The sequence below is a fragment of the Streptomyces sp. genome (assembly GCF_050698815.1).
Taxonomy (GTDB): Bacteria; Actinomycetota; Actinomycetes; order Streptomycetales; family Streptomycetaceae; genus Streptomyces.
In genome coordinates this window covers 1-9,926 of the sequence record NZ_JBOHCV010000130.1, presented here as the reverse complement: position 1 = coordinate 9,926, position 9,926 = coordinate 1, and the positions used below count along the sequence as shown (strand labels likewise).

Sequence of the window (9,926 nt, the reverse complement as noted above, 5' to 3'; positions counted from 1 at the left end):
GGCTGCGGTGGCGGGGGCGGCAGCTGACCGGCGGCGCCCGGTTACCTGGTTGGCGCCGGCTCGTTGAGTGCTGGATAGTTGAACATCTGATCTGCTGACCCCCCGAGGGGGTGGCAATCGGGATGAGTTGGGTAAAAACACTGCGGGCAGACACATTTCGTGATTTGGTGATCCCTCACCACTGCGTGTCTGCGGAGCCGACTCATGCTCACCTCTCTCTCCACCTCATACACCGACACCCGTGCGGGTGACCTCGCCTGGGCACTGGGACGCGAGCCGCTTCCCGCCCTGGCAACCCGCGAGTTGGAACTCGGCCGCGCCACCGTGCAGTTGCGCCTGCTCGGCGCCTCACATCAGGTGCTCCTCGAAGAGGACGGCAGCACCTGTTCCGAGACCGTCGCCTGCATGCCCGGCTGCAGCACTCCCCTCCCGCTCGGCATCTCCGAGCGGGTGGGGGAGTGGGAGTACGAGTTCGCGGCGCGCGTCGAGACGCTGTCACCCGGCTCCTTCGCGGGGCGGGCGCAGGAGTTGCTCGCGCTCGTCTCCGACCATCCCAACGGGCTCACCGGCACCTTCCCGGGTGCCCCGCACGCCTTCACCGCGTTGCTGGTGCAGCGGCACGAGAGTCAAGTGCACTGGCGCACCTGGCACTCGTACCCGCAGGAGGGCCGGCTGGTCTCCACGCGTACGCGCGTCGTCGACCCGGCGCCCCAGGCGACGGTCACGCCCGCGGCCTCCGTGCGGCCCGTCGTCCGGGCGTCGATCGCGGCACCCTCGCCGCCCTCGGGCCCGGTCCGGCGGGAACGGCCGGCGGTGGCCTGAGAGGAGCCGCCCGCAGGGGCCATCACCCACTATGCCGTCAGCCCTTTCGTCCGCCAGGTCGTCCGCTGTGCCTTCTGTGCCTCCCTGTGCTTCGTTGCGCGTGAGCTGCCACGGGAGTCCACATGTGGGTGACCTTGGCCTGATTCCCCGTCACGTAACGTTCCCATCATGATCGACCGCCCCGTCAGCCCTCCGGAGGAGGACGCGAGACTGCCCGTGCCCGCCGGGATCGGGCGCGGTCTCGTGCTCGCGTCCGTCTTCGTCTGCGCCGCCTGCGGGCTCGTCTACGAGCTGGAACTCGTCGCGCTCGCCTCCTACTTGGCGGGCGACTCGGTCACCCAGACGTCCGTCGTGCTCTCCGTGATGGTCTTCGCCATGGGCATCGGCTCGCTGCTGGCCAAGCGGCTGCGCTGCCACGCCGCGACCGGGTTCGGCACCGTGGAGGCGCTGCTCGCCCTGATCGGCGGCGGCTCGGCGATGGCGCTCTACGCCAGCTTCGCCTGGTTCGGGGAGGCGCGGATCGCGCTCGTCGGCTTCTCGCTCGCGATCGGGATACTGATCGGCGCCGAGATGCCGTTGCTGATGACCCTCATCCAGCGCATCCGGCGGCAGGACGCGGGCGGCGCCGTCGCCGACCTCTTCGCCGCCGACTACGTGGGCGCGCTGGTGGGCGGGCTGACCTTTCCCTTTCTTCTGCTGCCGTTCTTCGGCCAGTTGACCGGCGCGCTGCTGACCGGGGTGGTGAACGCCGTGGCGGGAGGGGTGGTGGTGCTGTGGCTCTTCCGCCACGACGTGAGTGTGCGGGTGCGCTGGGGCCTGCTCGCCGGGAACGGCGGGGTGGTGCTGCTGCTGATCGCGGGCACCGCCTTCGTCGGAGCCTTCGAACGGGCCGCGCGCGAGGTGGTGTACGGCGAGGACGTGCGGGTCGCGGTGCGGACGGACGTACAGGAGGTGGTGCTGACGGGCGGCGCCGACAAGAAGGGGCAACGGGGCGGTGAGCCGCTGAAGTTGTTCCTGGACGGCCGGCTGCGGGTGTCCTCCGTCGATGAGTACCGCTACCACGCGTCACTGGTGCACCCCGCCATGGCCGACCGGCCGCGCCGACGGGTGCTGATCCTGGGCGGCGGCGACGGGCTGGCGCTGCGCGAGGTGCTGCGCCACCCCGATGTGCGGGAGGTGACCGTCGCCGAACGCGATCCGGAGGTCGCGCGGTTGGCCCGTACGGACCCCGGGCTGCGACGCCTCAACAGGGACGCGTACCGCGACCGGCGGGTGCGGCTGGAGACGGGTGACGTCTTCGCGTGGCTGCGGGAGCGGGTGGGCGGCGCCGGTGCGGGTGCGGGGGCCGGCCCGGGGGCCGGTGCGGCAGCGGCCGCGCCGTACGACGTCGTCATCTCCGACCTGCCGGACCCGGCGATCTCGACGAGTTCGAGGCTCTATTCGGAGGAGTTCTACGGGCTGGTGGCGCGGTCGTTGGCTCCCGGCGGCCGGTTCGCGGTCCACGCGGGCGCGGCCGGCGACCGCCCGCGCGCGTACTGGACGGTGGAGTCGACCCTCCGCTCCGCCGGTCTGCGGACCTCGCCGTACGTGGTCGAGGGCCGGTCCGCCGGTTTCACGACGGGACCGGACCGCTCCCACTCCCGCCTGCGTTCCGGCCCACGCTCCGGCTCGCACCCCTCCGCACGGTCGCGGGACTGGGGCTTCGTGCTCGCGGCGCACCCGCCCACCACCCGAACGATGTCCCCGCCCACGACTCTGGCCGGGACTGCCGGGACTGCCGGGATGGATGGGCCGACCGGGATGCATGGGCGGACCGGGCTGCCCGGGGGAGCCGACGGGCCGCGGCTGCGACCGCTGACAGCTGGCCAGTTGCGGGCGGCGCGGCTACGGGCGGAGCGCGAGCGCATCACGGGACTGCCGCCGTCGACGCTGACGCGTCCGCGGTACTAGTGCCCCTCCCGGCAAGCTTTGCCCTGTCGCGCCGCCCATCACGCGTGGCCGATAGCCCTGGTAGTTCCGCTACAAGGACTCCCGGCCGCCTTGCGTTTCGCATCCCCTGGGCCTGCGGCCCGGGGAGACCCCAAGCCCTGGGCCTGCGGCCCGGTGAGACCCCATGACTGGACGACGCTCCCCAACGGGCAAACATTTCCGGTCACGGCACCGGCGCGGGTGAGGTTTCGGCGGCACGCAGCGCAAAGGCGACTACCGGTCACATGGACGAGGCGTGGTGGGTAGGCTCCGCCCCATGGAGCACGAGGTGAACGTTCCGTTTTCCGTCGGGTCGGTACGGGCGGCGCTCGCTGAGCCGCAGCGGGTGGCGCGCTGTGTGCCGGGCCTGCAGCTCGACAGTGCTGCGAGCGCCGCGGGCGCCACCGAGGGGCGGCTGCGTGTCCGCCTCGGTGGCTCCACGATCACCTACCGGGGAAGCCTGACCGTCACGGAGCACGGCGAGGAATTCGCCGTCAAGGGCAGCGGCACGGAGGCACGCGGCAGCGGCTCGGTGCGGCTGAAACTGACCGTGGTGCCGCGGCGGTCGCGGGACGGCGAGGGCACCCGGCTGGTCTGCTCCGGCACGGTGCGCGGCGACGGACGCCTCAAGGACGTCGAGCCGAAGACGGCGACGGCGGCGGGCCATCGGCTGCTGGAACGCTTCGGCGCGGCGCTCGGCGAAAGCATCCGCGACAACCCGCCGGAGGCCCTCGACGCACCGGACGCGCCCGCCGCGGAACCGGCCGCCACGGAAGCCCCGCGGGCCCCGCGCGGCATCGGCGAGCCCGGCGACAACGAGCGGGTCATCCCCGGCATCCCGGGCCCGGAGAAGGGTGAATCGCGCACGTCCGGCGAAACGGAAGCCGGCGCGAAGCCGGACGCGGCCGCCGACGAGGCCGAGCCGGCCGCCGACACCGGCGAGCCCGGTTCCGCCGGCGAGTCCGGGGAAGCTGATGCCGGGGACGCCGATTCCGGTCCGGACCAGCCCGCCGGCCCGGACCGTCCCGAGCACACCGGCGTCTTCGACACGGAGATCCCGCCGCCCTCCCTCGAGCCGGACGGCGGCGACGAGGCAGACGACGCCGACGAGGCGGCGGCCGAGGCGGCCCACGCACGCCGCACGATGATCGGGCGCAGCGCGGAGGAGGTCGACCACGCCCCGCCGCGCGGCCGTTACGCCCCCGTCCCGGTGCCGGAGACCATCACCAACTCGGCCGCTCTGCGCTGGGCCGCACCTGCCGTGGCGGCCGTGGTGGCCGGCGCGGTCGTCCTCGGCCGCGCCCTGCGCCGCCGCCGCTGACCGTGGCTGACCGCCGCTGAGGGCGCAGAACAGGCCGTGTCGGAGCGCGGCGGTTTAGGGTCGCGCTATGACTGATTCCGCCACCACTGACGCCGGCGTCACGCTCCGCGCCGGAGACGCCGAGCTGAGGGTCGAACCGCACCAGGGCTGCCGGCTCGCGTCGCTGCGGATTCGCGGTAAGGAGCTGCTGCGGCAGGGCGAGAAGTACGGCGCGTTCGTGATGGTGCCGTGGTGCGGCCGTACGGACCAGGGCCGCTTCCGCAGCGGCGGCGAGCTGTACCAACTCCCCCTCGGCAGCGGCCCGCACGCCCTGCACGGCACCGTGCGGCACGCCGCCTGGAGCACCGTGCGCAGCGACGAGCGGACGGCGGTCTTCACCTACGAGCTGACCGACCCCTGGCCCTGGGAGGGCCGTGTCACCCAGGCCGTCGAGCTGGCCGAGGACGGCGGCGGCGTCACCCTCACCCTGGGCGTGGAGACCGCCGACGTCAGCTTTCCGGCCCAGGCGGGCTGGCACCCGTGGTTCCTGCGCCATCTCGGCGAGCGCGACAGCGGCGGCAGCGGCAGCGGTGACGGCGTACGCATCGACTTCGACCCGGAGTGGCAGGAGGAGCGCGGCGTCGACCACCTCCCCACCGGCAAGCGGGTGCCGCCGCGACCGGGACCGTGGGACGACTGCTTCGGCATGCCGCAGGGCGTGGACGTCACGCTGACCTGGCCCGGCGAGGTGCAGCTCAGGGTCGCCAGCCGCGCGGAGTGGGTCGTCGTCTATGACGAGCAGCCGGACGTCGTCTGCGTCGAGCCCCAGACCGGCCCGCCCAACGGTCTCAACACCCACCCGCAGCTGGTCACCCCCATAGACCCGCTGGAGGTCTCCACGACCTGGACCTGGCGCACGCTGTAGTAGGCCTACGCCGGTTCCGCCCCGGTGCCCCCGGCGGCATAGGCTCGTCCCCCATGAGCACTGCATCCTCCTCCCCCGGAGCGTCCCCCGTCTCCTCCCCCACCGGCGCGCGAGACGGGCTGCTGCGGCAGATCAAGGACAAGGCCGTCGTGCACGGCAAGGTCACCCTCTCCTCCGGGCAGGAGGCCGACTTCTACATCGACCTGCGCCGCATCACCCTCGACGGCGCGGCGGCGCCGCTCGCGGGCCAGGTCATGCTGGATCTCACCGCCGAACTCGACTTCGACGCCGTGGGCGGGCTGACGCTGGGCGCCGATCCGGTGGCCGCGTCCATGCTGCACGCGGCGGCGGCGCGCGGGCGTGCGCTGGACGCGTTCGTCGTACGGAAGGCGGGCAAGGCGCACGGCCTGCAGCGTCGCATCGAGGGGCCGGACATCGCCGGCCGCCGGGTACTGATCGTCGAGGACACCTCCACCACCGGAAACTCGCCGCTCACCGCCGTGGAGGCGGCGCGGGAGGCGGGTGCGGAGGTCGTCGCGGTGGCCACGATCGTCGAGCGCGGCGCGGCCGGGGCGATCGAGGCGGCGGGCCTGCCGTATCTGCACGCGTACGAGCTGGCCGACCTCGGGCTGAGCTGAGCCCGGCCCGAGCCCTCCACCCGAGCCCACCTGAGCAAGGGCCGGAGCACAGCAGCCGGTCTGGGAGTATGGGGGCGACGATGACGTCGTTCCCTCGATCGGCACGCTGAAGCAGAGCCGACACGCACCCCAGGACCCAAGGAGCGGACAGATGCCCATCGCGACCCCCGAGGTCTACAACGAGATGCTCGACCGGGCGAAGGCAGGCAAGTTCGCCTACCCCGCCATCAACGTCACCTCGACGCAGACCCTGCACGCGGCGCTCCGCGGCTTCGCCGAGGCGGAGAGCGACGGCATCGTCCAGATCTCCACCGGCGGTGCGGAGTTCCTGGGCGGTCAGTACAGCAAGGACATGGTCAGCGGCGCGGTCGCGCTGGCGGAGTTCGCGCACATCGTCTCCCAGAAGTACCCGGTCAACGTCGCCCTGCACACCGACCACTGCCCGAAGGGCAAGCTCGACGGGTACGTGCGGCCGCTGCTGGCCCTCTCCAAGGAGCGCGTGGACGCGGGCCTGAACCCGCTCTTCCAGTCCCACATGTGGGACGGCTCGGCCGAGACGCTGAAGGACAACCTGGAGATCGGGCAGGAACTGCTCGCCCAGGCCGCCGCCGCGAAGATCATCCTCGAGGTCGAGATCACCCCGACCGGTGGCGAGGAGGACGGCGTGACCCACGAGATCAACGACGAGCTCTACACGACGGTGGACGACGCGCTGCGCACCGCCGAGGCGCTGGGCCTGGGCGAGAAGGGCCGCTACCTGCTGGCCGCCTCGTTCGGCAACGTGCACGGCGTCTACAAGCCGGGCAACGTCGTGCTCCGTCCCGAGCTGCTGGCGGACCTGCAGGAGGGCGTCGCCGCGAAGTCCGGCAAGGCCGCCCCCTTCGACTTCGTCTTCCACGGCGGCTCCGGCTCCACCGACACGGAGATCGCGACGGCGCTGGAGAACGGTGTGGTGAAGATGAACCTCGACACCGACACCCAGTACGCCTTCTCGCGGCCCGTCGCGGACCACATGTTCCGCAACTACGACGGTGTGCTGAAGGTCGACGGCGAGGTCGGCGACAAGAAGACCTACGACCCGCGCAGCTGGGGCAAGGCCGCCGAGAAGGGCATGGCCGAGCGCGTACAGCTGGCGTGCGCGAACCTGCGCTCGACCGGCACCCGGCTGAAGTAACCGGGCCGGACCGGGGGCCGGGCGGTGCCCGTGGGGGTGCCGCCGGGCCCTGTGCGGTGCCCGTGCGGTACCGGCGGGCCCTGTGCGGTACCGGCGGGCCCTGTGCGGTACCGGCGGCCGGACCGCCCGGACCGCGGACGGACAAGGCAGACTGGAAACCATGAGCATTCACGAAAACCTGCTCGGGGGTCCGCCCCCGACCGAGCTGCCCGACGATCCCGAGCCGCGCGAGCTGCTCGCCTCCGGTACGGCGCCCGCCGAGGTGGCCGCGCAGTACCCGGGGTCCTCGCTGGCGTGGGCGGTGCTCGCCGATGACGCCTTCGAGGGAGGCCGGGTCGTGGAGTCGTACGCCTACGCGCGTACCGGCTACCACCGCGGTCTGGACGCGCTGCGCCGCAGCGGCTGGAAGGGCCACGGGCCGGTGCCCTTCGAGCACGAGCCGAACCGTGGCTTCCTGCGCGCGCTGCACGCCCTCGCACGGGCGGCGGGAGCGATCGGGGAGACCGAGGAGCACGAGCGCTGCTCGACCTTCCTCAAGGAGAGCTCGCCCACCGCCGCGGCGACGCTGACGTAGGACCGGGGCGTAAGGCAGAGCTGTAGGGCCGTGGGCGGCCCGCGGGGCATATGACAAGGGTGCTGACCAGGTGCCCTTGTCCCTGCGGGCCGCCTCACCGATGATGATGCGTGGGTCCGCCCGCCGGGACAGTACCGGGGCGGGCCCGAGGGGACCGGGGCTCCACCGTCGACAGAGAGGGAGCGGACCGCTACCCGGCACACCACATTCAGGAGACAGCGATGTCGCACGACGTCGAGGACCCCGAGGCCGGTTCGCAGGCCCCCCATCTGGATTTCGCCGGCACCACCCCGTACGAGGACTACGTCCAGGCCGACGTCCTCACCCACCTGCAGCACCCGCTGTCCGACGACCCGGGTGAAATGGCCTTCCTCGTCACCACGCAGGTCATGGAGCTGTGGTTCACCTGCATCGTGCACGAGTGGCAGACGGCCGCCGAATCGTTCCGCCAGGACGACCCGGCGCGTGCGCTGGCGGCGCTGAAGCGTTCCACGTACGAGCTGAGGTCGCTGAACGCGTCCTGGGAGCCGCTCGCTCACCTCACCCCCGCCCAGTTCAACTCCTACCGTGCCGCGCTGGGTGACGGGTCCGGCTTCCAGTCGGCGATGTACCGGCGGATGGAGTTCCTGCTCGGTGACAAGTCCGCCTCGATGCTCGTACCGCACCGTGGCGCGCCGCGCGTGCACGCCGAGCTGGAGAAGGCGCTGCACGAGCCGAGCCTCTACGACGAGGCGCTGCGCCATCTCGCCCGGAGCGGGGAGGCGGTGCCGGCGGCTGTGCTGGAGCGGGACGTGTCGAAGCCGTACGTGGCGCACCCGGAGGTCGAGGCCATGTGGGCCGCCGCCTACGGGCGGCAGCTGCCGGACGGTGACGTGGCTCCGGCGGTCCGGATCGGTGAGGCGTTGACCGAGGTCGCGGAGCTGGTGTGGCGGTGGCGCAACGACCACCTGGTCGCCACCCGGCGGGCCATGGGCTCCAAGGTGGGCACCGGCGGTTCGGCGGGCGTGGCCTGGCTGGAGAAGCGGGCCGCCAAGAGCGTCTTCCACGAGCTGTGGACGGCGCGCAGCCATGTCTGAGGCCGAGGTGTCGGGGGCTGAGCTGTCGGGCGTCGAGGTCTTGGGTGCTGAGGGCTACGGGCCGGCCGCCGAGCTCGATGCCCGCGACGAACTCGCCGCCCACCGCAAGGACTTCGTCCTCGACGACACCGTCTATCTGGACGGCAACTCCCTCGGCGCGCTGCCCTGCGCCGTCCCCGCGCGCCTCGCCGAGGTGGTGGCGCGAGAGTGGGGGGAGATGCGTATCCGCTCCTGGTCCGAGTCGGGCTGGTGGCAGGCCCCCGAGCGGATCGGCGACCGCATCGCACCGCTCGTCGGCGCCGCCGAAGGGCAGGTCGTGGTCGGCGACTCCACCAGCGTCAACGTCTTCAAGGCGGTGGTCGGTGCGATCCGCATCGCCCAGGCCGACGACCCGGCCAGGTGTGAAGTCCTCGTCGACGCGGCCACCTTCCCGACCGACGGCTACCTCGCCTCGTCCGCGGCCCGGCTGACCGGCGCCACGGTGCGGGCGGTGCGGGCCGCCGAGATGGGTGACGCGGCGGGCCCGGCGACCGCCGTAGCGCTCGTCAACCATGTCGACTACCGCACCGGCGAGTTGCACGATCTGCCCGCCGCCACGGCCGCCGTGCACCGTGCGGGCGGTCTCATCGTCTGGGACGTCTGCCACAGCGCGGGCGCGCTCCCCGTCGAACTCGACGCGTCCGGTGCCGACTTCGCCGTCGGCTGTACGTACAAGTACCTCAACGGCGGCCCCGGCTCGCCCGCCTTCCTGTACGTACGCCGGGAGTTGCAGCCCCGCTTCGACTCCCCGCTGCCCGGCTGGACCTCGCATGCCGACCCGTTCGCCATGACCCCCGGCTACGCGCCCGCCGAGGGCGCCACTCGCGGCCGGGTCGGCACGCCGGACATCCTCTCCATGCTCGCTCTGGAGGAGGCGCTGAAGGTCTGGGACGGCGTGGACATCGCGGCGGTACGGGCCAAGAGCCTCGCGCTGACCGACTTCTTCCTGCGCCGGGTGCGCGCGTACGTACCCGGTGACCGGCTCCGCCCGCTCACTCCGCAGGCCCACGAGCGGCGCGGCAGCCAGGTCTCGCTGCTCTGCGACGGCGGGCCCGACGGTGAGCACGCGCCGGACGCGGAGACCGTCATGGCGGCGCTGATCGCGCGGGGCATCGTCGGCGACTTCCGCCGGCCCGGCGTGCTCCGGTTCGGGTTCACCCCGCTCTACACCTCCTTCACCGACGCCGAGCGCGCCGCCCGCGCGCTCGGGGAGGCGGTGAGCGAGGCATGACGGAGTGAGCGCGTCATGACCGGAGTGGACGGGGCGGAGGCGGCGGCGCTGCTGGGGCTGAAGCCGGTGCCGCCGGAGCGCACGGAGCCATACGGGGAACACCCCTCGCAGGTCATCGACTTCTACGGGCTGGGCGCGCGCGGGCCCCGAATCACCGTGCTGCACGGCGGGTTCTGGCG

The 9,926-nt window shown here is 72.7% G+C and carries 8 protein-coding genes and 1 pseudogene; all 9 read left to right on the top strand.

The genetic code is table 11. The features are described 5' to 3' along the window. Positions 1-204 precede the first annotated feature (204 nt). Positions 205-696: pseudogene (locus tag ACRDP3_RS05190) on the top strand (DUF2617 family protein); the annotation flags it as partial. A 294-nt stretch (positions 697-990) separates the two neighbouring features. Further along, positions 991-2,772 carry a polyamine aminopropyltransferase gene (locus ACRDP3_RS05185; RefSeq protein WP_431515619.1) on the top strand — a complete coding sequence of 594 codons (1,782 nt, stop codon included), beginning with the start codon at positions 991-993 and terminating at the stop codon, positions 2,770-2,772. 295 nt (positions 2,773-3,067) lie between these two features. Continuing rightward, positions 3,068-4,111: a hypothetical protein gene (locus ACRDP3_RS05180; RefSeq protein ID WP_431515618.1), complete on the top strand. Its 1,044-nt coding sequence runs from the start codon at positions 3,068-3,070 to the stop codon at positions 4,109-4,111. A 67-nt stretch (positions 4,112-4,178) separates the two neighbouring features. Continuing rightward, positions 4,179-5,015: an aldose 1-epimerase gene (locus ACRDP3_RS05175; protein WP_431515617.1), complete on the top strand. Its 837-nt coding sequence runs from the start codon at positions 4,179-4,181 to the stop codon at positions 5,013-5,015. Between the two features lie 53 nt (positions 5,016-5,068). Beyond that, positions 5,069-5,653, top strand: coding sequence for an orotate phosphoribosyltransferase (pyrE, locus tag ACRDP3_RS05170; protein WP_431515616.1), 585 nt, complete (start codon positions 5,069-5,071; stop codon positions 5,651-5,653). Positions 5,654-5,804: 151 nt separating this feature from the next. Next, complete coding sequence (fbaA, locus tag ACRDP3_RS05165; protein ID WP_431515615.1) at positions 5,805-6,827, top strand: class II fructose-bisphosphate aldolase; 1,023 nt, start codon at positions 5,805-5,807, stop codon at positions 6,825-6,827. A 160-nt stretch (positions 6,828-6,987) separates the two neighbouring features. Further along, the gene (locus tag ACRDP3_RS05160; RefSeq protein ID WP_431515614.1) at positions 6,988-7,401 is read left to right on the top strand and encodes a DUF3151 domain-containing protein; all 414 of its coding nucleotides are present in this window, start codon (positions 6,988-6,990) and stop codon (positions 7,399-7,401) included. 221 nt (positions 7,402-7,622) lie between these two features. Beyond that, positions 7,623-8,477, top strand: coding sequence for a tryptophan 2,3-dioxygenase family protein (locus ACRDP3_RS05155; protein ID WP_431515613.1), 855 nt, complete (start codon positions 7,623-7,625; stop codon positions 8,475-8,477). Continuing rightward, positions 8,470-9,747 (top strand): kynureninase, encoded by a 1,278-nt coding sequence (gene kynU, locus ACRDP3_RS05150; protein WP_431515612.1) that lies wholly within the window; start codon positions 8,470-8,472, stop codon positions 9,745-9,747. Before ACRDP3_RS05155 ends, kynU begins: the two co-directional genes overlap by 8 nt. Positions 9,748-9,926: the final 179 nt, after the last annotated feature.

What these genes read in the sequence shown, in the direction of transcription:
- ACRDP3_RS05185 (WP_431515619.1), top strand. Translation starts at nt 991, where the DNA reads ATGATCGACCGCCCCGTCAGCCCTCCGGAGGAGGACGCGAGACTGCCC.
- ACRDP3_RS05180 (WP_431515618.1), top strand. Translation starts at nt 3,068, where the DNA reads ATGGAGCACGAGGTGAACGTTCCGTTTTCCGTCGGGTCGGTACGGGCG.
- ACRDP3_RS05175 (WP_431515617.1), top strand. Translation starts at nt 4,179, where the DNA reads ATGACTGATTCCGCCACCACTGACGCCGGCGTCACGCTCCGCGCCGGA.
- pyrE (WP_431515616.1), top strand. Translation starts at nt 5,069, where the DNA reads ATGAGCACTGCATCCTCCTCCCCCGGAGCGTCCCCCGTCTCCTCCCCC.
- fbaA (WP_431515615.1), top strand. Translation starts at nt 5,805, where the DNA reads ATGCCCATCGCGACCCCCGAGGTCTACAACGAGATGCTCGACCGGGCG.
- ACRDP3_RS05160 (WP_431515614.1), top strand. Translation starts at nt 6,988, where the DNA reads ATGAGCATTCACGAAAACCTGCTCGGGGGTCCGCCCCCGACCGAGCTG.
- ACRDP3_RS05155 (WP_431515613.1), top strand. Translation starts at nt 7,623, where the DNA reads ATGTCGCACGACGTCGAGGACCCCGAGGCCGGTTCGCAGGCCCCCCAT.
- kynU (WP_431515612.1), top strand. Translation starts at nt 8,470, where the DNA reads ATGTCTGAGGCCGAGGTGTCGGGGGCTGAGCTGTCGGGCGTCGAGGTC.